This is a genomic window from Nocardia sp. NPDC060249, assembly GCF_042728755.1.
GTDB lineage: Bacteria > Actinomycetota > Actinomycetes > Mycobacteriales > Mycobacteriaceae > Nocardia.
The window spans coordinates 15269-39589 of the sequence record NZ_JBHXAQ010000004.1; the positions used below are offsets into that span (position 1 = coordinate 15269).

General features: G+C 64.7%; 29 protein-coding genes. 6 read left to right on the top strand and 23 right to left on the bottom strand.

Features of this window, described 5'->3' with window-relative positions; all coding sequences use genetic code 11:
* Positions 1-20: 20 nt before the first annotated feature.
* The 3 genes from ACFWFP_RS17025 to ACFWFP_RS17035 form a co-directional block, all read right to left on the bottom strand.
* Positions 21-1331 carry an acyl-CoA dehydrogenase family protein gene (locus tag ACFWFP_RS17025; protein ID WP_379296038.1) on the bottom strand — a complete coding sequence of 437 codons (1311 nt, stop codon included), beginning with the start codon at positions 1329-1331 and terminating at the stop codon, positions 21-23.
* Positions 1331-2446 (bottom strand): dimethylsulfone monooxygenase SfnG, encoded by a 1116-nt coding sequence (gene sfnG, locus ACFWFP_RS17030; RefSeq protein ID WP_379296040.1) that lies wholly within the window; start codon positions 2444-2446, stop codon positions 1331-1333. The genes ACFWFP_RS17025 and sfnG overlap by 1 nt, the downstream gene beginning before the upstream one ends.
* A 93-nt stretch (positions 2447-2539) precedes the next feature.
* Complete coding sequence (locus ACFWFP_RS17035; RefSeq protein WP_379296042.1) at positions 2540-2857, bottom strand: hypothetical protein; 318 nt, start codon at positions 2855-2857, stop codon at positions 2540-2542.
* 114 nt (positions 2858-2971) lie between these two features.
* Between ACFWFP_RS17035 and ACFWFP_RS17040 the strand changes: the two genes are divergently transcribed.
* The 3 genes from ACFWFP_RS17040 to ACFWFP_RS17050 all read left to right on the top strand — a co-directional run bounded on the left by ACFWFP_RS17040 (position 2972) and on the right by ACFWFP_RS17050 (position 5694).
* Entirely contained in the window at positions 2972-3721 is a 750-nt protein-coding gene (locus ACFWFP_RS17040; RefSeq protein WP_379296044.1) for a crotonase/enoyl-CoA hydratase family protein, read from the top strand.
* 166 nt (positions 3722-3887) lie between these two features.
* Positions 3888-4994: a DUF4185 domain-containing protein gene (locus tag ACFWFP_RS17045; protein WP_379296046.1), complete on the top strand. Its 1107-nt coding sequence runs from the start codon at positions 3888-3890 to the stop codon at positions 4992-4994.
* Positions 4995-5022: 28 nt separating this feature from the next.
* Positions 5023-5694: a class I SAM-dependent methyltransferase gene (locus ACFWFP_RS17050; protein ID WP_379296048.1), complete on the top strand. Its 672-nt coding sequence runs from the start codon at positions 5023-5025 to the stop codon at positions 5692-5694.
* On the opposite strand, the gene ACFWFP_RS17055 is transcribed toward ACFWFP_RS17050, so the two are convergent.
* Entirely contained in the window at positions 5695-6291 is a 597-nt protein-coding gene (locus ACFWFP_RS17055) for an alpha/beta family hydrolase (protein ID WP_379296050.1), read from the bottom strand.
* Positions 6292-6502: 211 nt separating this feature from the next.
* Here ACFWFP_RS17055 and ACFWFP_RS17060 point away from each other — a divergent pair, with 211 nt between their 5' ends.
* Both ACFWFP_RS17060 and ACFWFP_RS17065 read left to right on the top strand, forming a co-directional pair.
* A complete protein-coding gene (locus ACFWFP_RS17060) occupies positions 6503-8338 on the top strand; it encodes an acyl-CoA dehydrogenase (RefSeq protein WP_379296052.1) in 1836 nt (611 codons plus the stop codon).
* Between the two features lie 357 nt (positions 8339-8695).
* Positions 8696-9409, top strand: a complete 714-nt coding sequence (locus ACFWFP_RS17065; RefSeq protein ID WP_379296054.1) for a helix-turn-helix domain-containing protein — start codon at positions 8696-8698, stop codon at positions 9407-9409.
* 186 nt (positions 9410-9595) lie between these two features.
* Here the strand turns inward: ACFWFP_RS17065 and ACFWFP_RS17070 are convergent, their stop codons facing one another.
* On the bottom strand, positions 9596-10570 hold the full coding sequence (locus ACFWFP_RS17070) for a GlxA family transcriptional regulator (protein ID WP_379296056.1): 975 nt from the start codon (positions 10568-10570) through the stop codon (positions 9596-9598).
* 74 nt (positions 10571-10644) lie between these two features.
* Here ACFWFP_RS17070 and ACFWFP_RS17075 point away from each other — a divergent pair, with 74 nt between their 5' ends.
* On the top strand, positions 10645-11226 hold the full coding sequence (locus ACFWFP_RS17075) for a cysteine hydrolase family protein (RefSeq protein ID WP_379296058.1): 582 nt from the start codon (positions 10645-10647) through the stop codon (positions 11224-11226).
* A gap of 120 nt (positions 11227-11346) precedes the next feature.
* Here the strand turns inward: ACFWFP_RS17075 and ACFWFP_RS17080 are convergent, their stop codons facing one another.
* The 18 genes from ACFWFP_RS17080 to ACFWFP_RS17165 form a co-directional block, all read right to left on the bottom strand.
* Entirely contained in the window at positions 11347-11739 is a 393-nt protein-coding gene (locus ACFWFP_RS17080; RefSeq protein ID WP_379296060.1) for a hypothetical protein, read from the bottom strand.
* A 115-nt stretch (positions 11740-11854) separates the two neighbouring features.
* The gene (locus ACFWFP_RS17085; protein WP_379296062.1) at positions 11855-13051 is read right to left on the bottom strand and encodes a hypothetical protein; all 1197 of its coding nucleotides are present in this window, start codon (positions 13049-13051) and stop codon (positions 11855-11857) included.
* A gap of 13 nt (positions 13052-13064) precedes the next feature.
* Positions 13065-13427, bottom strand: a complete 363-nt coding sequence (locus tag ACFWFP_RS17090) for a hypothetical protein (RefSeq protein WP_067455223.1) — start codon at positions 13425-13427, stop codon at positions 13065-13067.
* 62 nt (positions 13428-13489) lie between these two features.
* Entirely contained in the window at positions 13490-13825 is a 336-nt protein-coding gene (locus tag ACFWFP_RS17095) for a hypothetical protein (RefSeq protein WP_067455220.1), read from the bottom strand.
* Positions 13822-14097 carry a hypothetical protein gene (locus ACFWFP_RS17100; RefSeq protein WP_067455217.1) on the bottom strand — a complete coding sequence of 92 codons (276 nt, stop codon included), beginning with the start codon at positions 14095-14097 and terminating at the stop codon, positions 13822-13824. The genes ACFWFP_RS17095 and ACFWFP_RS17100 overlap by 4 nt, the downstream gene beginning before the upstream one ends.
* Positions 14098-14113: 16 nt before the next feature.
* Positions 14114-14713: a hypothetical protein gene (locus ACFWFP_RS17105; protein WP_379296064.1), complete on the bottom strand. Its 600-nt coding sequence runs from the start codon at positions 14711-14713 to the stop codon at positions 14114-14116.
* On the bottom strand, positions 14713-15960 hold the full coding sequence (locus ACFWFP_RS17110; protein WP_379296066.1) for a hypothetical protein: 1248 nt from the start codon (positions 15958-15960) through the stop codon (positions 14713-14715). Before ACFWFP_RS17110 ends, ACFWFP_RS17105 begins: the two co-directional genes overlap by 1 nt.
* Positions 15947-16354 carry a DUF2744 domain-containing protein gene (locus ACFWFP_RS17115; RefSeq protein WP_379296068.1) on the bottom strand — a complete coding sequence of 136 codons (408 nt, stop codon included), beginning with the start codon at positions 16352-16354 and terminating at the stop codon, positions 15947-15949. The genes ACFWFP_RS17110 and ACFWFP_RS17115 overlap by 14 nt, the downstream gene beginning before the upstream one ends.
* A 14-nt stretch (positions 16355-16368) precedes the next feature.
* Positions 16369-18033, bottom strand: coding sequence for a phage tail protein (locus ACFWFP_RS17120; protein WP_379296070.1), 1665 nt, complete (start codon positions 18031-18033; stop codon positions 16369-16371).
* A 5-nt stretch (positions 18034-18038) separates the two neighbouring features.
* Positions 18039-18935 (bottom strand): phage tail protein, encoded by an 897-nt coding sequence (locus ACFWFP_RS17125; RefSeq protein WP_379296072.1) that lies wholly within the window; start codon positions 18933-18935, stop codon positions 18039-18041.
* A 50-nt stretch (positions 18936-18985) separates the two neighbouring features.
* Positions 18986-19375, bottom strand: a complete 390-nt coding sequence (locus tag ACFWFP_RS17130) for a hypothetical protein (protein ID WP_379296074.1) — start codon at positions 19373-19375, stop codon at positions 18986-18988.
* 34 nt (positions 19376-19409) lie between these two features.
* Positions 19410-21110: a hypothetical protein gene (locus ACFWFP_RS17135; protein WP_379296076.1), complete on the bottom strand. Its 1701-nt coding sequence runs from the start codon at positions 21108-21110 to the stop codon at positions 19410-19412.
* Positions 21111-21299: 189 nt separating this feature from the next.
* Entirely contained in the window at positions 21300-21737 is a 438-nt protein-coding gene (locus tag ACFWFP_RS17140; protein ID WP_379296078.1) for a hypothetical protein, read from the bottom strand.
* Between the two features lie 318 nt (positions 21738-22055).
* Positions 22056-22541, bottom strand: coding sequence for a hypothetical protein (locus tag ACFWFP_RS17145; protein WP_379296080.1), 486 nt, complete (start codon positions 22539-22541; stop codon positions 22056-22058).
* Between the two features lie 84 nt (positions 22542-22625).
* Complete coding sequence (locus ACFWFP_RS17150; RefSeq protein WP_379296082.1) at positions 22626-23156, bottom strand: hypothetical protein; 531 nt, start codon at positions 23154-23156, stop codon at positions 22626-22628.
* 29 nt (positions 23157-23185) lie between these two features.
* Complete coding sequence (locus ACFWFP_RS17155) at positions 23186-23671, bottom strand: hypothetical protein (RefSeq protein ID WP_379296083.1); 486 nt, start codon at positions 23669-23671, stop codon at positions 23186-23188.
* Between the two features lie 66 nt (positions 23672-23737).
* Positions 23738-24049 carry a hypothetical protein gene (locus ACFWFP_RS17160; RefSeq protein WP_378989163.1) on the bottom strand — a complete coding sequence of 104 codons (312 nt, stop codon included), beginning with the start codon at positions 24047-24049 and terminating at the stop codon, positions 23738-23740.
* A gap of 51 nt (positions 24050-24100) precedes the next feature.
* Positions 24101-24321: hypothetical protein (locus ACFWFP_RS17165; protein ID WP_379296085.1), on the bottom strand; the 221-nt coding region annotated here is incomplete at its 5' end.

The window sequence follows — 24321 nt, forward strand, 5'->3', positions numbered from 1 at the left end:
TCCTTGTCTCGCGTGTGGTTCTAGATGACGCCGTGCAACGGCGGCGGTCGGTTGTGCAGAACGGCCCGCCCGATGTGCTGGTATTTCCAGCGAACGGGATCGTGCAGTGTGTGGGTGCGCGCGTTGCGCCAGAAGTGGTCGAGTCGATGTTCGGCCGCGGCGCTGCGGGTACCGCCTACTTCGAATATCGCCGCGGACACCTCGTTCGCAGCACGATCGGCGAGGATCTTGGCTGTGGCGACCGCGATCGACGCCTGCGCGCCGTCACTGTCGCCGGATACCGACGGATCCGCGTCCTGCGCCACCGCCCGGACCGCCGCGTCCACCGCCGCACCCGCGACGATCAACGTCGATTCAGCGGCCGCGACGGCAACAGCCAACTCCCCGAACCGCTGCACGACCAGCGGATCGTCAACCGCGTGCGTGACCTCGGCTTCGAACCACGGCCGGCTGCGCGTCCGCACGAATTCGGCCGCCGCTTCCAGCGCTCCGCGCGCGATACCCGCGTCGATCGCGGCGTGCAGGAGTTGCGCGAACGCCCCGTACCCGGTCGGCGCGTTCACCGCGGCCGCCCGAGCCACCAACTGCTCGGGCCCGACGGTCACGCCGGCGAATTCGACGGTCCCGCTACCGGTTGTCCGCTGCCCCAGCGCATCCCAGTCGTCGACGATCCGCACACCGGGTTCCAGCGCGGGCACGAAAGCCACATACTCCCCGGGCTCGAGTCCCGAAATACCCTGCGGGTCATCGAGTCTGGTCAATACCGCGAGCACGTCGGCGAACAGAGAGCCCGTGCAGTAGTACTTGGTCCCCTCGACCACAAACCGCCGAGCTGTGCTGCCGCCAACGATCCGCGACGACGCAACGTGCTGCCGCTCGGCATCGCTCGCGCCCGTCTCGCCGATCGGTCGCAGCACCGTCGAGATGTCGGCCACTGTCGCCCCACCGCGCTCGGACTGCGCGTTGGCGATCCGCGCACCCGCGAGCACTTTGCCGAAGTAGTCGCGTTGCAGCGCCCGGGTTCCGGCCAGCCGCAACAGGTTCAGATACACGAAGTGACTGTGCGGCACCTGCGCGATGTTCGGATCCGCCGCGGCCAGGATTCGCACCACCTCGGCGACCACGCTCGGCGGCAGGTCTGCCCCGCCGAACTCGGCGGGCACCGTGATCGCGAGCAACCCGCTGGCCGACAGCTGATCCAGCTCCTCGTGCGGCAGCCGGCGCGACAGATCGCGCTCGGCGGCACCGGCGGCGAACACCTCGGCCAACTCGGTCGCGATCCGCACCGCCTGGTCTGCGGTGGTGATCCGCTCAGCGGTCACCACCGTCATCAGCGTCCCACCGCGACCGGCGTCGCGGCGGCCTCCAGTTCACGCACCAGTGGCAGCACCTTGGCGCCGAAGTACTCGACCTCTTCCTGGAAGTGCAGGAAACCGGCCAGGATCAGGTCGACGCCGAGCGCCCGGTAGGCCACGATCCGCTCGGCGATCTGTTCGGGCGTGCCGATCAGCCCGGTCCGGAATCCGTCGTTGTACTGGACCAGGTCCTCGAACGTGGAGTCGGCCCACATGCCCTTGCGGTCACCGGTGGACGCGCCTGCCTGCTGCACCGCGTCGCGGAACCCTTGCACCGCGGGCTTGTTCGCCTTCTCGACGATCTCGCGCAGGGTGTCGCGCGCTTCCTTCTCGGTATCGCGGGCGATGATGAACCCGTTGAGCCCGAACTTCACCTCGCGATCGTTTTCCCTGGCCACCGCGCGCAGATCGTCCAATTGCTCGGTGACGCCGTCGAAGTCCTTGCCGTTGGAGAAGTACCAGTCGGCATGGCGACCGCCGTTGCGCCGGGCGGCCGTCGAGTTACCGCCTTGGAACAGTTCGGGATTGGGACGTTCGGGGGTGTTGAGCGGCTTCGGCTTCAAGGTGAAGTCCCGGATCCGGTAGAAGTCGCCGCCGAAGTTCACCTCGTCCTCGGTCCAGATCTTGCGGATCACCTCGAGGAACTCGGCGCTGCGCCGGTACCGCTCGTCGTGTTCGAGCCACGGCTCACCGAGCGCCTTGAACTCGCCGGCGAACCACCCCGACACCACATTGATCGCGAACCGGCCACCGGACAGGTGGTCGGCCGTCGCACCGAACTTGGCCAGCACCGCCGGATGCCACAGCCCGGGGTGGATGGCGGCGATCACCTTGAGCCGCTCGGTGGCGGCGAGCAGCGCGAGACTGAACGAGGTCGACTCGTGCTGGAACTCGGCGCCGTAGGAGGCGGTGTAGCGCACCTGGGTGAGCGCGTAGTCGAAACCGTTGCGCTCCGCGGTCTGGGCGAGCTTCTTGTTGTAGTCGAAGTCCCAGCTGGTGCGCTGCTCGATATCGCTGGTCACCAGCCCGCCACTGACGTTGGGTACCCAGTAGGCGAATGAGACCTGATCGGCGATTGTCTCCGTGGTCACGGGCTGTTCCTCCTCGTCGTCGGCTGTTCCAGTGCAACACCGGCAGCCGACCCCGACGAGGGTTTGAATCGGCGCGATCGATACGGGCGCGGATCAGCCTCCCAGGCGCACGCAATCCGCCGCGATCTTCGACTGCGCGGCACTCACCTTGGCCGCGTCGCCTTCGTTGAGCAGCTTGGCCGGATCGTCGGACTTCGCGTTCGACACCATCACCCGCAGCCCGTCCTGCGACATCCCGGAGTCGAGGAACACCTGCGCGGCGCAGTCGGCCAGCGCGGGATTGCTCAACCCCTTGTCCTGCAACGATTTCGACAGCTCGGCCTGAGTAACCGCCGGTGCTTCGTCGCCGCTGCCGCAGGCCGCCAGCACGGGCAGCGCGAGCAGCGCCGCGGCCATCAGACAGATCCGCATTCGGTGAGTCCTCTCGATCCTCGCGCGCCGACGACGCGCGATGCGGTTCGGATCATGCCGCACCATCGTCGGCGTGGCCACCCACTCGAACTGACTCACGAGTAAGATAGCGCTATGGGAGACCACATCACCGTTCGCTTCGACAACAACCGCGCCTATGTCGAACTGAACAGGCCCGGCAAACACAACGGGCTTACTTTGGAAATGCTTCGCGATCTTGTCGACGCGGCCCGAAAGGTGGCCGAACACAAGACAACCCGCGCCGTCATCATCACCGGGAACGGCCCGAGTTTCAGTAGCGGACTCGATATCGCCGCCGCCACCCGCAATCCGGTGGCTATCGTCAGAGAATTTCTTCCACGGCCGTTGCGCGGCACCAATACCTTCCAGGAAGCCTGCTGGGCCTGGCGCCGCCTCGACGTCCCGGTGATCGCCGCGGTCCATGGACGCTGCTTCGGCGGCGGCCTCCAGATCGCACTGGCCGCCGACTTCCGGATCGCCGCCCCCACGACCGAATTCTCGGTGATGGAGGCCGCCCACGGCCTGATTCCCGATATGACAGGCCCCGCCACATTGTCACAGCTCATCGGCATCGACCAGGCCCTGTTGCTGACGATGACCGCCGATTCGATCGACGCCGATTACGCACTGCGCATCGGCCTGATCACCGATGTCGCCGACGACCCGGTGAAGGCCGCCGAAGCGCTCGCCGACCGCGTCACCGCCCGCGACCGCAATGCCGTGGCCGCCGCCAAGCATCTGTTCGACCGGTCGTGGCACCGGAGTTCCCGGGCCACCTTCGCCGCCGAGCGAATGGCTCAACTGCCATTGCTGCTGCGTAAAGCCATGAGTAGTAGCGACTGACAAGCAATCGGCCGGTAATTCATGCCGGCTACCCACCGTATGTACCGCACATCACTCTTAGCTGCTGTTAGCATCGCTTCGATTCGCTGACCAGCCGAAGAGTGGTACGTGGCGGCAAGCCCGGAACGTGCCCGGATTTCGGCCCGACCCGGAGGCTCGAGCACCTGTGAACAAGACCGGATCCATCCTGCTCTCCGCACTCGCAGGTACTACGGCCTTGCTGGTCAGCACCGCGCCTGCGGCCGTCGCGAACCCGAACGCGATCAACCCGATTCCCGTTCTCAACGGCACCCACGGCCTGCCCGTCCTGCATGGGCGTACCCAGGCGGTGTTCCAGGTAACCGGGATGGCCAGCCCCAACAACACCCAGAACTACAACGTCCTCGGTACCGACCTCGGCATCATGTGGGACAACGGGCGCGGCGAGATGCTCACCGCCTTCGGCGACACCGCGGGCATCGGGTTCCCCAACCTGCTCGTGGGCAGCACCTGGGCGTGGCGCTCCAACATTCTGGTCCGCAGCCACGACCAGAACCCGGCCGACGGGGTCATGTTCGACAGTGTCGTGCGCGATGTCATCGGCCAGGCGCGCGATTTGATCCCCAGCCCCAAGATCCCCTTCCTGGAGATCAGCCGCATCCCCACCGCGGGCATCTCGGCCAACGGCGTGCAGTACATGTCGCTGATGTCGGTGAAGACCTGGGACGCGCCCGGCGAGTGGACCACCAGCTTCTCCGGTCTGGCCGCGTCGGCCGACAACGGGGAGACCTGGGCCGATCTCGGCCACACCCGCCGTCCCGACGAGGGCGGCAACGCCAACTTCCAGATGAACAGCTTCGTGAAGGACGGCGGCTTCGTCTACGAGTACGGCACCCGCGCCGGCCGCAACAACGAGGCGTTCATCGCCCGCGTGCCCGAAGCCCAGATCGAAAACCTCGCCGCCTACGAGTATTGGGACGGCCAGGAGTGGAAGCTCAACGACGTGAACGCCGCGGCCCCCATCATGGGCGGCGTCGGCGAGCTCTCGGTGATGTACAACGAGTACCTGGGCCAGTTCGTCTCCCTCACCACCGACCCGTTCAATTCTGTGGTGATGCGCCGCGCGGCTTCCCCCGTCGGCCCGTGGAGCGCCCCGGAGGTGCTGATCGACGCCCGCGAACTCCCCACCGCCTACGCCCCGTCGATCTTCCCGTACCAAACCGGCCGTGACCTCTACTTCATGACCACCATCCACACCCAGTACAACGTCGTATTGATGCGCACCACCCTCTGACGGCGTTCGCCGGTCCTACACTCGACTCATGGACGCGGCGGATTGGGATGCGCGGTACGCGCGGAGTGAATTGGTGTGGGGCGCACCGCCGAACAGCACTGTTGTCGAACACGTCTACGGGCTGGACCGCCGGATCTCCCTGCTTCCCGATGAGTCGGGGGTGGTGCCGCCGCTGCCGCGCGCCCTCGATCTGGCCTGTGGCGAGGGTCGTCACGCGCTCTGGCTGGCCACCCATGGCTGGCAGGTGACAGCTGTCGACTTCTCGCAGGTGGGGATCGACAAGGGCAGGACAGTCGCGGCCCGCCTGTCGCGATCGGTCCGCTCCCGGGTGCACTGGCAGACAGCCGACATCACCGAACTCGCAGCGGCCGACATCACCGGCCCGTTCGAGCTGATCCTGATGGTCTTCGTCCACCTCCCCGCCGACGAGCGCCGCGCTCTGCTGCACCAGCTGTCCGCCATGCTCGCCCCCGGCGGCGTGCTCCTGGTCCTCGGTCACGCCGCCCGCAATATCGCCGACGGCTACGGCGGCCCCCAGGAACCGGAGATCCTGTTCTCGCCCGAAGACCTCCGCGCCGACCTGGACCGCGCCGACGTGACCGTCACCCTCGCGCACGAGGTCTTCCGCCCCACCGAGGGCCCCGACGCCATAGATTCCCTGCTCATCGCGAAGCGCCCGGTCCCGGAACCCACAGACTGATCACTGCGCCCAGCGGGCGAACCAGGGGGCCACGGTCGCCTCGATGACGTCGAATCCGGTGCGGAACGAGTGCGCCTGCTTGGGGATCACGCGCACTTCGGCGGCGTCGGCGGCGTCGGGCACCCCGAACGGGTCACTACCCCCATTGATCACCACCACGTCGATGTCCCCGGGCGCGAGTAGTTCATCGCGCCTGCTCTTCTCGGGCTTGCCCGGCGGATGGAGCGGGAACGACAGCGCGATCACACCCCTCGCCCCGACCTGAACGGCCGTCCGGCACGCCACCCGCGCCCCGTTGCTGCGACCCCCCTGAACCACCGGCACCCCGGGGAACCGGGCCCGCAACGCCGCGACGACCTCGAGCCAGGCCTCGTCCTGCTTCTCCGCGTTGCCCGGTGCCCGCCGCCCGGCAACCCGATAGGGCTGCACCACCCGAGCTACCACCCCGCCCGCTTCGACGGCCGAGTCACGCACGGCCAGAATATCTTTCGCGTCGACACCGCCACCGGCCCCGTGCGTGATCACCAGCAGGAACGCCGGATCACGCACCTCGTCGAGCTCGATGTCGGCCGGTCCCACAGTCGTCTCGATGCGCACATCTCACGGTAGCCCCGGGGTCGCGGCGAGCAACGTTTCCGCAGCCGCGCGTGTTTTTCACATCACATTGCTGCCCACCCCTTTGCCGAGACGATTACCCACCGGTAATATGGTGAATAAGTTACCCGCGAGTAGCATGCGGAAAACCGGCGACGGGCGGGAACGGCACACCACCGACCGCACCAGAACTCAATGGAGAGTGAGTACTCACATGGGCCACTACAAGGCAAACGTTCGCGACCTCGAGTTCAACCTCTTCGAGGTCCTCGGCATCGACAAGGTGCTCGACGCAGGCGCCTTCGGCGACCTGGACACCGACACCGTCAAGGAAATGCTCTCCGAGGTCCGCCGCCTGGCCGAGGGCCCGCTGGCCGAGTCCTTCGCCGACGCCGACCGCAACCCGCCCGTGTTCGACCCGAACACCCACACCGTCGCCATCCCCGAGTCCTTCAAGAAGTCCTACAAGGCGCTCGAAGACGGCGAGTGGGCCAAGGTCCCGCTGAACGAGGAGCTCGGTGGCCTCGGCGCCCCGTCCGCCGTCGCGTGGGCCCTGTCGGAGATGGTGCTCGGCGCCAACCCGCCCATCCAGATGTACGCCGCGGGCGCGGGCTTCGCGCAGGTGTTCTTCAACAACGGCACCGAAGAGCAGAAGAAGTGGGCGGCCAAGATCGCCGACCGCAACTGGGGCGCCACCATGGTGCTGACCGAGCCCGACGCCGGTTCCGACGTGGGCGCGGGCCGCGCCAAGGCGATCAAGCAGGAAGACGGCACCTGGCACATCGAGGGTGTCAAGCGCTTCATCACCTCGGGTGACTCCGACGACATGTTCGAGAACATCATGCACCTGGTGCTCGCTCGCCCCGAGGGTGCGGGACCGGGCACCAAGGGCCTGTCGCTGTTCTACGTGCCGAAGACCCACTTCGACTTCGAGACCGAGACCTACGGCGACCGCAACGGCGTCTTCGTCACCAACGTCGAGCACAAGATGGGCATCAAGGCCTCGGCCACCTGTGAGGTCACCTTCGGCGGCCACGGCGTGCCCGCCAAGGGCTGGCTGGTCGGCGAGGTGCACAACGGCATCGCGCAGATGTTCGACGTCATCGAGAACGCTCGCATGATGGTGGGCACCAAGGCCATCGCGACCCTGTCGACCGGTTACCTGAACGCGCTGGAGTACGCCAAGACCCGCGTCCAGGGTGCCGACCTGACCCAGATGACCGACAAGGCCGCGCCCCGCGTGACCATCACCCACCACCCGGACGTGCGTCGTTCGCTGGCCACCCAGAAGGCGTACGCCGAGGGCCTGCGCGCGATCTACCTCTACACCGCCGCGCACCAGAACCCGGAAATCGCCGAGGTCGTCTCGGGTGCCGACAAGGACGTCGCGTTCCGCGTGAACGACCTGCTGCTCCCGATCGTCAAGGGTGTCGGCTCCGAGCGCGCCTACCAGTACCTGACCGATTCGCTGCAGACCTTCGGAGGCTCGGGCTTCCTGCAGGACTACCCGATCGAGCAGTACATCCGCGACGCGAAGATCGACTCGCTGTACGAGGGCACCACCGCCATCCAGGCGCAGGACTTCTTCTTCCGCAAGATCGCGCGTGACCGCGGTGTGGCCCTGGCCCACGTGGCAGGCCAGATCCAGAAGTTCCTGGAGTCCGACTCCGCCAACGAGCGCCTCAAGGGCGAGCGCAAGCTGCTCGCCACCGCGCTCGAGGACGTGCAGACCATGGCCGCCACCCTGACCGGCCACCTGATGGGCGCGCAGGAGCAGCCGACCGAGCTGTACAAGGTCGGCCTGGGTTCGGTGCGCTTCCTGATGTCGGTCGGCGACCTGTTCATCGGCTGGATGCTGCTGAACCAGGCCGAGATCGCCCTCGCCGCCCTCGACAACGGCGCCACCGGCTCCGACGTCGCCTTCTACACCGGCAAGGTCGCCTCGGCGCAGTTCTTCGCCCGCAACATCCTGCCCGAGCTGACCGCCACCCGCGCGATCCTGGCCAACCTGGACAACGACATCATGGACCTCGACGAAGCCGCCTTCTGAGGTTTCTCACCTGATCCACGCAAAAACGGGCCGGAGCTTTCAGCTCCGGCCCGTTTTCTGTCTCAGCCTCTAGGCGGAGCCGCTCGAGAGTGACGCGAGGGTCGTGAGGAAGTACAGCAGGCCATCCATTGAAAATCTCCTTCGAAGTGGGTCGGCCATTCTTATCACCGAATGGTTACGTGCAACGTTGACGAGGTGAACGCCGAGCGAACATGCCCGCTCATTCCCCTTTCCACGCGGTGAGCACCTGAACCCAGCGCGCTGACGTGCTCGGCGGTCGAGGTTCCCCGCCATCCGGCTACCCACCCGGCGTACCCTGGGATCTACCGTCGGTCGGGGTGAGGCTCGGGGGTCGAGATGGCTGAAAGCACTGCGCTCAGTGTGTATTTGCGCGAACGGCGGCTGGCCGCGGGGCTCGCACGGGCCGAACTCGCCACCCGCACACAGCTCGCGCCACTTCTCATCAGCCAGATCGAATCCGGGGCACTCGTCCCGAACCCCGCGATGCTGCAACGACTTTTCGACAGCCTCGACGTTCCCCAGTGGTATCGCAAACACATCCTGGTCCGCGGCCTGCCCGCCATCGAATCCGGCACCGCACCCACGACCCCCTCGGCCGAAGATCTCGCCGACCTGGCCAGCCTCACCCACCCCGCCTGCTTCGCCCGCTTCCCCACCATGGACATGCTCGCGGCGAACTCCGACTACCAGCGCCTCTTCCCCGGGCTCGGCGCCGGCGTGAACATGCTCGAGTGGATGTTCCTCAATCCCGTGGCGAAGAAGGTCTACCTCGACTGGACCACCGAAGCCCAGCTCCTGGTCCACGCCTTCCGCATGCTCGCTCCGCTCGCCCCCACCCAGCGCGTCACCGCCATCACCGAATCGTGCGGGGAGTCCCCCGACTGGGATCAGATCTGGACCAGCGAGGTCCGCCCGCAAGACATCGCACGGCGCCACCTGCGCCTGCGCGAACGCAGCACCGGCCTGGAGCGCCGCATGCTCCTGCGCATCTACGACCCCGCGTTCCCCAGCCGCCCCTGGTGGCTGTACCGCCTGATCCCCGTGCGATGAAATACAGGAGACAAATCCTCAGGAAGCCAACAGGCCCGCCACCAGCTGTATCAAGTTCGTCAGCCCCCACAACACCGGCGTAGCCGAGCCCGTCGACCATTCCTCCGCGATGCCCGTTCCCATACTCGAAACCCCTTGTTACTCATAACCTCATTAGCAAAACGTCCCGACCGAGATCCTAGTGAGTCACCCGATACGAAACCGTCGACGGTACTCGTTCGGGGTGGTATCGAGCTGACGACGAAAAGCGCGGGCGAGCGTGTCGATGGTGTTGAAACCGCAAGTGACAGCGATCCGTTGGAGCGTTTCGTCGCTCGTCTCGAGCCGGTGCCGCGCCACCTCCACCCGCGCCGACTCGATATAGGCCGCGGGCGTCATCCCGAGTTCGGTGCGAAAGATCCGCGTGAGCTGGCGTTCACTGACATGGACCTGCTCGGCGAGGTCGGTCACCGTGAGGGAATTCGCGATATTGCGCGCGATGTAGTGCCGCAGATCCTCGATCCGGCGCGTGGTCGACACCGGTTCGAGCGACACACTGAACTGGCTCTGCCCGCTCGGTCGTTTCAGATACATCACCAGCTGGCGAGCGACCCGCAACGCCAACTCGTCCCCGAAATCGTCGGCCACCAAGGCCAGCGTGAGATCCAGGCACGCGGTGAGTCCCGCTCCGGTCCAGACATTTTCGTCGCGAATGTAGATCGGATCCGCGTCGACGATGACCTCCGGATGCTCGGCTGCCAACTGCTGCGCCGTCGACCAATGCGTGGTCGCCCGCTTCCCGTCGAGCAGCCCCGCGGCCGCCAGAATATGCGCACCGACGCACACCGAGGCCACCCGCCGCGCCCCCTCGGCCAACCGCGACACCGCCGCGACCACCCCAGGATCGACCACCGCGCTGACCCGCCGCTGACTGTCCGTCTCCACCGCCCCCGGCACCACCACCGTGTCCACCCGCCCCAGCTCGGCGAAGGTCACATCCGGCAGAATCCGCACCCCCGCCGAGGTGCTCACCGCTTCCATCGACTCGGCGGCCAACACCACCCGATACCCCGTCGGATCGTCCATCTCCCGCTGCAACAGCGAGAACACCTCCGGCGGCCCCGTGACGTCGAGCAGGTCCACGCGATCGAACAACACGATCACCACGAGCCGCTCAGTCACCCGCCACCTCCATGTCTGATTCTGCAGGTTACATGACATTGCCGACATAACAAGGCGTCCATACCGTGGATCCCATGACCTCCACCACCCTGCGCGAACTCAACGGCTTCGACGAGACCCCCGCGTCCCTGTCCAACTCCACATTGATCTTGGTCGACTACCAGAACACCTACACCCAGGGCATCATGGAACTGACCGGCTGGGAACCCGCCCTCGACGCGGCGACCGACCTCCTCACCGCGGCCCGGTCTGCGGGGACCCCAGTCATCCACGTCATCAACGACGGCGGCAAAGACACCCCCTACGACATCACCACCGACATCGGCCGAATTCATCCCCAGCTGTCCCCAACCCCCGACGAACCCACCGTCGTCAAATCCGTCCCCAACGCCTTCGTGAACACCGACCTCGCCGAATTGGTCGACGCCGCAGGCAATACCAACCTCATCATCGCCGGCTTCATGACCCACATGTGCGTCACCTTCACCACCGAGGGAGCCTTCCTCCGAGGCAACACCCCGACCATCGTCGCCAACGCCTGCGCCACCCGCCCCCTGGGCGACATCCCCGCAGCTCAACTCCACACCAGCGCTCTGGCCACCATCACCGACCTCTACGGCATCGTCGTCCCCACCTACTCGGACCTCAGCTCTTAGCCCCGCCGATTCCAGATCCGGAAACGACGAAACGGCCCGCACCCCAGACATGGGGTGCGGGCCGAGCACTAGGGTTCCAGTGCACCAGTTCCGTTGCGAAACTGTCGAAATTCCGGTCGGTCAGACCCGGTTCGGCGGGTAGCCGCTACCGGACTGGAACAAGTCGCGATAGATCCAGAAGAATTCGAAGTCCTCCGCGAAAAACGTAGTGGCACCGGATATCCCGGACTCACTGACCTCATCGCTCGGCGGCTCACTTGGGTGGCCGGCCGCGCGGTCGGGCAGAACACCGCGGCGAATCAGATAGGTTTCCTCGCCCGCCAGCGCGTTACTCGGAACCTCCCAGTACGTGCTGTAGACAACAGGATCGGGGGTAGGCCCAGTGCCTGGCGGCAAACCGATAACGACGCCGCCGGGCGCATGGCGCGCCCGAACCGGCCGAGCCTGCCGAGGCACCCGAATGGTCGTCCATTCAGGATTGGAATTCACTGCGATACGAACAAGTTTCGACATTGTTCGGTTCCTTTCTATCGAATGAGAGCAGCCGGAACTTCGCCAGCACCAGCCGATGGGCGAAGTCGGGCTTCCGAAGCACCTGCAATGTGGCCGATAACCGAGAACTTCGGCCTCAGGTGATCCGCACGTACGACGCCGAATTCACCGGCGCTGTCGGGTTGTACACAGCCAAGAACTGATTGCCCATGGCCTGGACCCGGACCACATCGCCGGCCGCGATGGAACGGACCACCGAGACAGTCACGGTGGCCGTTGAGCTGGCGGGAACAGGCGTCGCCGTGCCCGTCGCGACAACGACTCCGTTGACCGTCAGCCGCAGCGTGACATTGACGGTCACCGCTCCCGCCGCGGTGAAGACGATCGAGGCTGCCAGCGTCGCCGCGGCTTTCGCCGCCTGGGCGACGATGCCGTCGGTATTGACGGTCGATCCGGGGTAGGTGCCGGTATCGGCTGCCCACCCGGCCACCGTCAACCAGTCATTGGCCATCTGTGTCCACGCGGGCGACGACTTCGTCATCCCCGCAGGAGCGAAACTCGACACCGTGACCATCGACAGTTGCCCGGAACCGGTGTGCGCCATGTCGACGCCCGCCTTCGCGCTGCTCACCGCAACCAGGCCACCGGAACCCGTGGTGTCCACGGGCGCACCTTGGGCCACCGCGAGCTGACCGGCGCCGCCGAGCGCGATCGGCTGTCCCGTTGCCGCCGACAACCAGCCCTGTCCCGTGGTGTCGCCGGCCACGACAACAGCCCCGGCGGCCGCGGCCGCGACCCCGAGGGTGCCGTCGCCGGCGAACGCGAGATCGAACGGTTTCAGGCCGGAGAACCGACCATCACTGCCGAACAGCGCTTCCGCGCTACCGATCACGACCAGGTCTGTACTCGCGGTTCCGTCGGCTCCGAAGGCCATGGGAAGGTGCGTGTTGAGTGACGCGCTGGAGCCACCGGCCCCGGTGAGTCCGGCCTCGAGCAGAACCTTCCCCGATTTGACCACCACCTTGGCGACCAGTTTCCCCAGCGCACCTGCGGTCCCGAAGGCCCCGGAACGAGGCGAGATCGTCGCGGCGACCTGGCCGATCGCAGCCGACGGAGGCGAGATCTGCGATCGCACCTTGTTCAGCTGCGCGGCAACAGCGCCGTTCCCGCCCGACCCGGCGACAAGATATGGCTTGATGATCGGCACAGCGGCGCGCAGAACGGCTGTCGGCGCCGTCGGCGCCCTCGATGTGGTGATGGAGACACCGGGCGGCACCACCGCGGATGTGGACGGCGCCGGCAGGGTGGCCCGCGTCGGTTGTTGCGTAGCCATGCGGCGCCCTCCGTCAGCTCTGGGTGAAAGTGGGGGTGATCAGCAGCTGGCCCTGGGCACCCAGGGTGGTAGAGCTGATCGCGACCTTGTCGATGAAGTCCGCGGAGCCACCGGCGAGGGTCTTCCACAGGCCGACGTAGGTGTAGGAGCCGGCGGGAAGGTCGATGGTGACCTGCGAACCGGTGACCACACCACCGGTGCCGGAGGTCCAGGCCGACTGCTTACGGGCGTAGGCGGGCGAACCACCGCTGGCCTCGTTGGCGCCGGTGGTGCCGGGATCGGCGGTGTGCACGCTGATGTAGACGGTGTTCGATCCCGCGACGTTCTTGTAGGCGTCGGCGAGAGCCTGGCGAGTGGTAGCAACGGCGATAGCCATGACAGCTCCTTATTTCGGATATTTCGAGGGTGAGGGTTGATTTTTCGAGTGACGCGGATGCTCTAGGTCCGGATGACCGAGCCCACGTACCACGCATAGGTGGTGGCGGGGGTGGTCGGATAGGTCACGAGCATCGTGTACCGCGAATTCGCGGGAATCGCGTCGCAGATGGCGCTGGATACGGCCCAGGACGCGGCGGTCGGGGTGACGGTCGCGGACCAGGTGGCCAGCGATACACCGCTCGGCGCGGTCAACCCGATGGAAATTGTTGTGCCAGTGGGAAATACCGCGCCGCCGGACGGCTGAATCGTCTGCACGAAACTGGCGCCGGTGGTCAGGATGAGAGGTTCGACCGTAGGCTGATACCCCAGATAACCGGGGTCGACCGGTGATGTCATGACACTTCCTTTACTTCGTAGCCGGCCAGCCAGAGCGCGCCTTCGTGAGTCGCGTCGGGATGGATGTAGGAGCCCGGCAGCTTTGTCATCGTGACTGCCGAACCGTCGGGTCGCGCCGCCACGATGACCGCCTCTGCGGACTGGCGACCGAACGCTTGCTGCGTCCACACAATGACGTGGTTGTTACCCGAGAGCGGTTCCGAGAGTTCGTAGAGCCGAGCGGGGCCGGCGAATCCGGTGACTTCGATGGAAAGCGTTGTGGCTGTGTTCATATCGCGAAATTTCCGTTCAGTAGGTGAAGTGATATTCGATGACGGTGACGAGTCCGGCCGCGCCGATCGCACCCGCGCCGCCGCCGCCCGCCGGGAATCCGCCACCGGCGCCGGCGTTTCCACCGCCACCGGACTGCAGCGCCTGCCAGAACGGCGGATTGCTGGTGCCCGCGGCCACCAGCCCCGATCCACCGCCGACGGACCCCGCACCGGCACCACCGCCCCCGCCCGCGAGCAGAGCGATATCGCCACCGGAGACGGATTCACCGCGCTGCCCGTTCGGACCGCCGTTGCCGCCGCGCTGGAACCCGAGGCCGCCCCCGGCCCCGCCACTGGCTCCGCCACATCCGCCGGCAGCGACCAGCCACGTGCCGAAACTGGAGGTCCCACCATCGCCGCCACCGCTGCCCGCGACGCCGACGACAACGGGCACAGACTCTGAGAGCACAGCGGCCGGGATCCGCCGAGCGGACCGAATAGCCTGTCCCCCACCGCCGCCCACGGTCGCATTGCCCGCTCCGCCGCCGCCGCGCAGGATCACATCCACCGCGAACAGGTTCGGCGGCGGGGTCCAGGTGTCGGATGCGGTGAACACACGGAGGTTGGCGGTGAACATCAGCTGGTCCGTTCGATCAAGAACACGATCCCGCCGGCTCCCTGCGCGCCTTTGGCCGCGCCGACGCCGTTGCCGCCACCGCCACCGCCACCGCCCGCGGGGAACGCGCCTGCGCCGCCCGGGTCACTACCGGTGACTCCGCCACCGCCGCCGCCACCGCCTGTCGCGATGATCGTGGAGGGCGCCGAACCGGCCTGACCGGCGGGACCGCCCTGCGAAATCCCGCCCTGCCCGCCGGGCGCGCCGAGGCCGCCTGTGAATCCGGCTGCACCCCCGCCGCCCCCGCCGCCGCCGTACAGCGCGTAAGCGGAAATGGAGTTGCCGCCGGCGCGTGGAGCCGGGTCGGGTTCCCCCACTCCGGACGCGCCGCTCTTTCCGCCCGCTCCGCCGGGGATCATGCCGGAACCACCGGCACCACCGGGCCCGGCGATGCCGTAATGGAACAGGCCGCCGAGTCCGCCGCCCGCCATCAACCACGAGCCGAACAAGGTGTTGGTGCCGTTCAAGCCGTTCGAACCACCGGCCGCACCGCCCGCCCCGCCGACGCCGACGGTAATCGGGATCGGGAGAAAGTCGCCATTGCTGTCCACCGGCAGTAGCGACGCGGGGATATTGGTGTGCACCTCGCCACCGCCGCCACCGCCACCGCCAGACCCACGATTGCCCGCGACAATATCCCAGCGTCCGCCCGCACCGCCCGCGCCGCCGCCGATCAGGATGATGTCGAGAGACAGAATTCCCGGTGTCGGTATGTAATCCCCCGACGAGGTGAACACAATCGCGTTGCCCTGCAGCAGGATCTGCTGAAATCTCGTCTGCAACATCGTCATCGCTGGGAGAACATCGGATGGATCACCCGACGCCGTGCCCGTGATCGGGCCGGTGATCCCCTTGGAGATCGAGTCCACCCCCGACAGCGCCTCCCCGGCCTTCGCGTCCAGATCGGTGGCCCAGTCGTTGAGGAAAGCCAAGGGGTGGATGCCGAGTACCTCGACCCCGGCCAGCGCCCGGCAGAGATTGGCCAGCATGCGGTCGATCGCGACGCCGACATACGCACCCATTTGGGCATCGGCCTTGCGCACCACGCTCGAGACCGCGGCGTTGGTCATCGCCTGGAAGGTTTGCTGGCTGTAGTTGCTGATCTGGGTTTCATTGCCGCTGAACGCGACGTCACGGGAGTCGGTGAGTCCACCGAAGCTGCCGACGACTTGAGCCCCGTCCGGGACTTTCCGGTCAGGTGCGGTCATGCTCGGCCGCCTCCGACTGGGTGGATCGGGTGAGCAGATGGTTGAGGTCGCCGTGCTCACGCAACTGGCTGACCAGGTCGGCCCGCTCCTGCTGGGTCAGCATCGCCACATCGGGCGCGGTGATCCGGGCGGGCTGCGGGGTCCCCTTCTCCACCCAGGTGCCCGCGGAGTTGAGCCAGTGGTGGTGGCCCCGAATCGGCGGGTGGTATTCCTTGGTCTGCTCTTCGGGGTGATGCCGGAACCCCAAGTCCCACAGATGTTTCGACCACTGTTTGAGCACCATGGGATGAACGATCATCGGGGCGTTCTTCGGGCCGGGCAAACCGACGAACGCCCAGGAAATGGCCTCTTCGGGATTATTGGGATCACATTCGTGCTGCTGTGGAATTGACATGGGAATCGCCGTCTCTAGTCAAAGTTGATTTTCACGCCGAGGTCGTGCATGGTCGATTTGATCTCGTCGATCTTGCGCATCGACTTCACCAGCGGCTCCTCGACTTCCTGGTTCGTGCCGATGGTGATCTGCCAAGCCGGGGTCTGGTCGCGGGCCCAGGCCAGTTCCAGCTGAGTGACCTGGTCGATGTAGATCTCGTCCGGGGACATGCCATGGACGGTGGCCCCCACTCGGTCACCGAGGAAGAAGTGGCCGTGGCCCTGATCGCCGATGAAGTAGGGCTGGCCGTCGGCGACGGTGAGTTCGTGCGAGTAGAACGACCGCGTCGCCCACAGTGCCGAGCTCAACGCGGTCAGCGAGTTCAAGCTGTAAGCGTCGTCCGCGCCGTCCTGGAAGTGCTCGTAGTAGTGCGACCAACCGGCCTGCGACGCGCGGATCGGATCCTTGTACGAAACCCAGGCGAGCAACGTGTCCTTGAACCCGGGATACAACCAGGTCTCAGCGAGTTGACCGCCGATCGCCGACCAGTCGCCCAGACCCGCCGTGGCGATCTGCAGCAAACCGCCCGCGAGCTGTCCTGCCGAGGTGATGGCCTGCTTCACGCCGGCGTTCACCTGCTCTGGCGAATGCCCACCCGTGAGGATCTGCACATCGGTGAACGGCGTGATCGTGAACGACGACGTCTGCACACCCGTGTTCCGGTCGGGCCGGAAGATCACCCATGGCGCCTTCGACATCGTTCCCAACCAACCCGGCTGCTGATATTCGTCGGTATTGGGATCGGGCAGGATATTCCGCGTCGTGCCGAGGTAGTCCTCGGTATACACCTGAGCGGTGTAGACGAGCCCGTCCAGAACGCTGCCGCCCTCGCTCGTGCCAGTGGTGAATCCACTCTTGTCGACAATGTCGACCACGAGTGCGCCGTTGCGCAGATTCGCGCCCGGCCACGCCGGTGGATCGCCGACCAGCCAGCGCCGGGTGGTGATCATCAACTGCGCGGTGGCCAGGGTGTCCTTCGCCAGGTCGTGGAACATCTTGAACCGGGAGTTGAGCAACGTCCACACCGACGAATCCGCCAGCAGATCATGGGGTTTCACCACGATCGACCAGTTGGACATATCCAGGTCGAACCACTCGGACGCATCGAGCGGGTTGTCCGGCAGCGCCCACAATGAGGTTTCCAGCCGCAGCACATTCAAGAACAGGGCCAGCTTCAACGAGGAAGCCGAGGGCCCAGCCAGGATGAAGTGCTGTGGAATCTGCAGGGCGGCCGGGAGCAGCGGGTTTGCCCAGACGCAGATGTGCTTGAGCTCCTCATAGGAGTGCAGAAACGACATCTCGACCGTGGTGACGCCGTACTCATCTTGTTTGACAACGGCTTTCGACATGCGGCCGTCCCAGCGCGCACCATCCTTGTCGACGGTGATGTGGATGTTCTGGGTGGTCCGCGTGCGCGAGATCGCCCACTGCGCGAGATGATGCTCGTAGGGCAGCACGATGACGCCGGTCCCGGATTCATTGAGCATCCAGGTGAAATTGGCGCTGATCTCGCCGGCGCAGGTACCGCGCAGTTGCCAGTCACCATCCCAGAACCGGATGAGCGGCGGTTTGGTTCGCAGCATCTCACGCTGCGCTTTGTCTTTCAGCGCGTTCTTGTAGATAACAGGCAGGTCGTTCACCGTTGTCATTGCAGCCCCCAGGGCCGCGACCAGCTGCGCGGTTGCACGGCCATGACCGAGGCACCCGCCGGCGCGCCGGTCACCTTCACCGGCACAACGGTGGCCGGCGTATAGGGCGGGATCATGTACTCGAATCCACGCCCACCCATGAGCGCCCACATCTGCGATCGGTCGGCCGCGACGAGAGTTTCGCGCGCCGGGTCGGTGTCGACGACCAGATCCTGACCCACGACCGTGTTCGGCAGCACCACAACACGATCCGCGTCCTCTTCGGCGCGGTTGTGGTAGTTGTTGCCGAAGGAGAAGTCGGGCAAGGTCCAGCGTCCCGGCGCCGAGCACACCCATTGCAGGTACATCGGCTGATCGGTCGGATTGGCGACGGTCACCGTGCCGGATTGGGTGGTGCCGTTGGTCGTGCTGATGGTCGAGACCCAGGTGCTCGTCGCGGGTTCCTCCACCCACCACGGCAGGCCTGCGGTGCAGGTCATAGTGACCTGACCCCACAGGTTCAGGTGCGGGTCCTTGTTCGGTTTGAAGTCGGGTTGCTGCGACATCCGCAGCGCGAGCGAGCGTGAGCCGTAGCCGGTGGTCACCGTCATGATCGAATCCGCGTCGTAGGCCCAGGCTTTGCGCCAGGCACTGTCGACGGATTCCCACGAGCGACCGGTGATTTCGAAGATGTTGACGCCGAAGACGACTTCGCGTCGGTTGGTGCTGTACCCGCCGTAGGTCGCGCCGTTCTGGAACGCGGTCTGGTTCCAGATCGTCGTGACCGGCGCGTCGTAGAGGCCGCTCGGCGCGGTCCCGAGGTCGACGCCTTCCCGGCCGCGACCTTGTCCACTGATCGTCCACGTCGAACCATCGACGCCGGTGATCGTTATCAGCGCAGGACTAGTCCCCACTGGTTCACCTCAACTCTTTCCCTTGTGCTGCAATGAATGTGGTTGCGCCGTCAGCTGACGTAGACGGCCGCGATGACGCCCGCGCCGACCGCGAGCCCGGTACCGTTCTGGTGCATTCGCACGTCGATCACGTCATCGGCCTGGAGTACCGGCGCGACCGTGATCGGCACGGTCAACGGCATCTCGGCGGCCAGGTTGGTGCCGGCGGTGAGCGTGATCGAGGCGAAGCTCTGCTGCACGACTCCCGACCGCAAGTGCCGAACTGTGAAGGTGGCATTGTTGGTCGCCGCGCCCGTCACAGTGACGAATCCGGCTGGTGCGACGAGAGTTACGTCGGTGACGGTGTCGCCGCTATAGAAGGCCGACCTGTACACCCCGGCGACGCCGATCACGTCGGCACCGCCGGCGGCCTGCGCGGGCAGGATTGCCGAATAGATCATGTGTTTTCCGTTCTCTGTTGTCGCGACATCGCTGCTACGCCCACGACGCGGCGACTTCGCGTTGTGCAGCCAGCGTTTTCGCGCGAACATGCGCGCTGTCGATGTGATTGGTCGTGAGGTTGACCGTGGTCGAGTGATCGAAATGATGCCGGTTGACCACGTGCGGCAGCGCCCGTGACGGGACCGTGAAGGCGTCGTGGCGTACCGCGATCACCTGCGCGTCCCGACCACCGATAGTGAGCGAGTCGCTATTGATCGCTTCCAGCAAGGCGATATGCCGACTGGTGGACGCGGCATTCACCACGAACTCACCGTTGGACGCCATAATCGGCACCTGGTCATCGCGCGGACCACCCGGACCACGCACGACGCCACCGGTGGCCATACGCGCCGCAGCCCATTCGACCATCGCGTCACCGATGAACCCGTATCCGATGCTGCCGCCGCCGAGCCAGTCCGGCAGTGGAATATTGAGGCGCTTGAGCACCGACCCGATCGCATTCACCACGACCGCGACATAGTGGATCACCGTCTTGAACACGCCTTCGACCCCCGAGCCCAAGCCGCTGAACGACTCCGAGATACCCTTCGTCACGTTGCTCAGCCCCGCGGTCGCCGAGGCGAAGACATTCTGGAAGAACGCGCCCACCGGTTCGAGCGTGTTCTTACGCACAGCCTCGAAGACTTTCTGCACCGTGCCCCAATTGGCGATAATCAGCGTCACAACGCCGATCAGCGCCGTAATCCCCATCGCGATCATGCCCAACGGGGACTTCATCATCGAAGCGTTGACCTTGCCGTGGGCGCCGATCCACGACTTGGTGGCACCTTGGACATTCTTCTGCGCGGTCGACGAATTCTTCATCGCCTTGGTCAGTTTCGTGAGCCCCTTAGGCGCCTTCGCCCAGCCCCCAACCATTTTCGCGTGAGCGGTGGCATGATCCCGGAGTGCCTTGATGCTCTCTTTGAGAGCCGATTCCTTGCCTCTGAGCGCTTTTGTTCTCGCCTTGACCTCGGCTACAAGACTCTTTCCACCGTCCATCGCATGACGATTGGCGGCACCCAAATTTCTTCCGCCCAGTTTTGCGATAGTGCCTGCGTGCCTCTCTGCAAGTTCACGCTGAGCGGCATAATACGACGGTAATGGTCTACCATTTCCGGCACGATGTTCACGCATTTCCTTGCCGATAGCCAAAGCAAGCTCGGTCTCAGCCGTACCAACCTGCTCAACGGTGAATCTTCCTGGGTACTTCTTCTCTAGTTCGCGTAGCTTGGCGAGTACTTTTTTATCCACCTTCGAAATATCGGAAACATGCCAGTTGACCCGGCGACCGAGTTTAACCGCATGCTCGTCCTTAGCGAGTTGACTTCGCCCACCTAGCGTACGACCACGGCCGACCTTTCCGTACTTGATTTCACGGCCGACTGAAGGTTTTCTCCGACTACCGGCGTCATAGTATCGGTCGCTCGTTCCCACGGATACGCGCTGTTCTATCTCCCAGCCATTATCAGCGGTCCAGCCACGAGTGATCGCCAATCCGTCTCGATAGTCATCACCATAACGCGTGGCATAGCGGAACGAAAGATTCTTGCGCAGCCATGAACGCCTATCCCTATGGACCCCCTCGGATGGATTTTCCTTCCTGAGATAGTCCTGATATTTCGATTCCTGCGTCGCAGATAGTTCATGGCCGTCGTCTGGATCTTCATCCAGCCACGCCTTACCGTCACTCATGTGTACGCACTCCATTTCAAAATCCGGGCGCCGGAAGAATTGGTACGCCCGATCCAAACTGGCGCACATCGCCGTCCTGAATTTGTCTCGGACCTAGAAACAGATAGCCCATCGATGCCAGGCATCGATGGGCTATCTGTTTAGAGGTTCTACTCAAAAATATATTCAGTTAAGAAGCAGAGGAGCCGGTCAGGAAATACTTGGCCGTCCTTCAGCCACCCAATCCCCGTAATCCACAACACAATTGCCGTAGACCCACGACCATTCGTGAAAGGTTCGGCCTTCCACTGCCCCCAGCACGAGCGACCCCACATCAAGAAAGGCAGGGGTGAACGGGTGACAAACTACCGGTTCGAATCCCCGACGGCAGAAAAGGACATCCGTGTCGTCGTCGGTGATACGAACATTTTTCCAGTGGCCTCCGAGGCCGCTTCTAATAAACGTCTCCCCAAGGAATCGTTGAAAACGGTCAACGACTCCGGCATTATCGATTGCAAGCAACGGCTCAACAGAGGAAAACCTGTCCATCAGCGCCCGCTCAGCATGGTCCAGCCCAGCCGCGGTAAACGGCTCAACAGGCATATCCGGGACATCCACAGTAAAGAAGGTCTCAAGCGCTGCATCCATTCCGGCCAACCACTCCAACCACTCTGGGACGCCTTGGTCCTTCTCGCGCTGCCGAAGCCTGGCCCTACTTACCTTGCGAACGCGACCCACGCCGGTCCCCTATCTGTCACTACTCTCATATCATGTTGCGGCACGAGCACATCGAAAGTACCTTCGTCATACTGGAATTCGTGGACCTCGCCGGTCAGGGCATCGAACTGTTCACCATCGCTGGTGGAACCGATCAGCCATCGTTGCGTTCTCCGGCTCAAGCACAGCCTCAGCCGACGAAACCTCGCCATCGCAGCCTAGGTTGCGGCACGGGCCGCACGCCGACCGCTACCGCAATTGGTGTTGACGCCAGAACTTCCCGACATCGGCATCCCTGCGGGTTCCGTCGAGGAACGCGTCGAGAATCTCTTCGTCCACCGGCTCGCTTGCCTGGTCCTCGAGGATGAGTCCGTAAACACCGAAGCTCTGCGACTCACTACGCGGGCGGTAGGGCACCAGGACGTCGAAAGCGCCATCGCAGTGCTCGAATTCGTAGACCTCCCCGATCAGCGCATCGTAGTGACCGCCCTCATCGTTGGAGATGGTTCCGTCGTACACGATGACAGCCCGAGCAGCAGACCTGACGATCATGAGCCCGCGACCGTAATCCAGGGGCGACTCGGGGCCGTCCTGCGCCAGATCGATCAACGTCACACGGGTGTCGCCCTTGCCCAGGTAGGCCAGAAACGGACCCGCCGATCCTTCCGAAACCCACTGCACCGCATGAGCAACCATCTCTCCGGCCAACCCAGCGGCAAGCTGCATGTTCTCCAACTGAAACAACTCCCGAACTAGTGGAAAGGGCCGACGGCCCAACGTACCGAACCGCAGCGACTGACTCAGTGGATACCGCGCCGATCAGGAGATGTTGGGACGGCCATTATCCAGCCACTCCGCGTGGTCCTCCTCGGCATTTCTATAGACCCACGACCATTCATGACCAGTTCGGCGTTCCACTGCGGCCAACGCGAGCATCACTACCTCGAGGTAGGAATCGGTAAACGGTTCCCGGACAACGGGCTCGAAACCACGTCGATCGAAAAATACTCCCGTACCGCGACCGCTGGTGATACGGACATTCATCCACCGTCCTTCGAATCCACTCTTGATGAACGTCTCCCCGAGGTATCGATGAAAACGGTCGACCATCCCAGCGTTCTTGACGTCCAGCAATGAATCAGACGAGGGAAATCTGTGCAGCAAAGCCTGCTCGGCGTGGTCCAACCCGGCCGCAGTGAATGGCTCCACTGGCATATCCCGCACATCCACCGCGAAGAACGTCTCGAGCCCGGCATCCATGTCCGCCAACCAGGCCAACCACTCGGGATTGTGCTGGTCCTTCTCCCGCTGCTCGAGCTCCGCTTTGGTCCACTTACGGAAGCCGCCCATGCCAGCTCCTCCTTCCTGGTGCGGTGCAGTTACTGCAACTGATGCTGACGCAAGAACTCGCCGACCTCCGCGTCCCGGCGCGTACCTTCGAGGAACGCGTCGAGAATCTCGTCACTGACCGGTTGGCCGTCTTGGTCATCGAGAACCAAGGCGTAGACACCGAAGCTCTGCGCCCGGCGCGCCGGGCGGTAAGGCACGAAAACATCGAAAGTGCCTTCACCATGCTGGAATTCGTATGCCTTGCCGATCAGGGCGGCGTACTGTTCACCATCACTGTTCGAGATGGTTCCGTCGTAGACGATGACGCCGCGTGCGGCTGACCTGACGACCATGAGGCCGCGTCCGTAGTCCAACGGAGACTGGTCGCCTCCCTGCGACAGATCGACCAGCGTCACCCGGGAATCGCTCGCGCCCAGATAGGCCAGGAACGGACCGGCCGTGCCTTCTGAAACCCACTGCACCGCCTGCGCGATCATCTCGCCGGCCAACTCAGCGGCACGCTGCATGTTCTCCACTGACACGACTCCCGAACTAGTTTGAAAGGGCCGACGGCCCAACGTACCCGAACCGCAGCGACTGACTCAGTGATCTCGAATGTACCGGGAGATCTCCTCGATATCGCTCTTGGAGCCGGCCACTCGACCTCCTTCATCGGGCCACCAGCTGAATCTGAGAATGCTCTTTCCGCGCTTCAGGTGAGTGCGGTTGTAATCGATACCCGCATCAGGACCATCGTATCCATATACGACACGCCATCCGTCAGCAATGTAGTCGTCGAGAACCTCGCTATAACATTTCGTCGGAATATCCGACTCCGTAGGAAGTCGCCGAATTTGTTCCACGCTATCAAAATATGAAGCCTGCACCATGCTGTAGAGCGCCTTGAACTCCATATCAATCCTTAGTTCCAGCGTCGTCGAAAACCTGAGCTCGCACCCAGGATATCAACGCCGAACCGCGGCGTAGGTCAATGCCTTTCGAGCGGCCAGCGCGGTGTCGTGGGTATGCGCGTGACCGGACGTCGGCGCGCTGATCTTGACCGAGAGGGAGCGATCGAGGCGATCGCCGCTCGGCGTGATCGGGCTGACGATCGCCAGTTGGGGGCGGTCGGCGAGGGCAAGTGCCCGGGCTTGGGCGCCCGCGGTCGCCGGCAACGATCGCGCGG

Excerpts from the sequence above, each read along its gene's own strand:
- ACFWFP_RS17025 (WP_379296038.1), bottom strand. The coding sequence starts at position 1,331 with ATGACGGTGGTGACCGCTGAGCGGATCACCACCGCAGACCAGGCGGTG.
- ACFWFP_RS17035 (WP_379296042.1), bottom strand. The coding sequence starts at position 2,857 with ATGCGGATCTGTCTGATGGCCGCGGCGCTGCTCGCGCTGCCCGTGCTG.
- ACFWFP_RS17040 (WP_379296044.1), top strand. The coding sequence starts at position 2,972 with ATGGGAGACCACATCACCGTTCGCTTCGACAACAACCGCGCCTATGTC.
- ACFWFP_RS17050 (WP_379296048.1), top strand. The coding sequence starts at position 5,023 with ATGGACGCGGCGGATTGGGATGCGCGGTACGCGCGGAGTGAATTGGTG.
- ACFWFP_RS17060 (WP_379296052.1), top strand. The coding sequence starts at position 6,503 with ATGGGCCACTACAAGGCAAACGTTCGCGACCTCGAGTTCAACCTCTTC.
- ACFWFP_RS17065 (WP_379296054.1), top strand. The coding sequence starts at position 8,696 with ATGGCTGAAAGCACTGCGCTCAGTGTGTATTTGCGCGAACGGCGGCTG.
- ACFWFP_RS17075 (WP_379296058.1), top strand. The coding sequence starts at position 10,645 with ATGACCTCCACCACCCTGCGCGAACTCAACGGCTTCGACGAGACCCCC.
- ACFWFP_RS17080 (WP_379296060.1), bottom strand. The coding sequence starts at position 11,739 with ATGTCGAAACTTGTTCGTATCGCAGTGAATTCCAATCCTGAATGGACG.
- ACFWFP_RS17085 (WP_379296062.1), bottom strand. The coding sequence starts at position 13,051 with ATGGCTACGCAACAACCGACGCGGGCCACCCTGCCGGCGCCGTCCACA.
- ACFWFP_RS17090 (WP_067455223.1), bottom strand. The coding sequence starts at position 13,427 with ATGGCTATCGCCGTTGCTACCACTCGCCAGGCTCTCGCCGACGCCTAC.
- ACFWFP_RS17095 (WP_067455220.1), bottom strand. The coding sequence starts at position 13,825 with ATGACATCACCGGTCGACCCCGGTTATCTGGGGTATCAGCCTACGGTC.
- ACFWFP_RS17100 (WP_067455217.1), bottom strand. The coding sequence starts at position 14,097 with ATGAACACAGCCACAACGCTTTCCATCGAAGTCACCGGATTCGCCGGC.
- ACFWFP_RS17105 (WP_379296064.1), bottom strand. The coding sequence starts at position 14,713 with ATGTTCACCGCCAACCTCCGTGTGTTCACCGCATCCGACACCTGGACC.
- ACFWFP_RS17110 (WP_379296066.1), bottom strand. The coding sequence starts at position 15,960 with ATGACCGCACCTGACCGGAAAGTCCCGGACGGGGCTCAAGTCGTCGGC.
- ACFWFP_RS17115 (WP_379296068.1), bottom strand. The coding sequence starts at position 16,354 with ATGTCAATTCCACAGCAGCACGAATGTGATCCCAATAATCCCGAAGAG.
- ACFWFP_RS17130 (WP_379296074.1), bottom strand. The coding sequence starts at position 19,375 with ATGATCTATTCGGCAATCCTGCCCGCGCAGGCCGCCGGCGGTGCCGAC.
- ACFWFP_RS17135 (WP_379296076.1), bottom strand. The coding sequence starts at position 21,110 with ATGAGTGACGGTAAGGCGTGGCTGGATGAAGATCCAGACGACGGCCAT.
- ACFWFP_RS17140 (WP_379296078.1), bottom strand. The coding sequence starts at position 21,737 with ATGGATGCAGCGCTTGAGACCTTCTTTACTGTGGATGTCCCGGATATG.
- ACFWFP_RS17150 (WP_379296082.1), bottom strand. The coding sequence starts at position 23,156 with ATGGGCGGCTTCCGTAAGTGGACCAAAGCGGAGCTCGAGCAGCGGGAG.
- ACFWFP_RS17160 (WP_378989163.1), bottom strand. The coding sequence starts at position 24,049 with ATGGAGTTCAAGGCGCTCTACAGCATGGTGCAGGCTTCATATTTTGAT.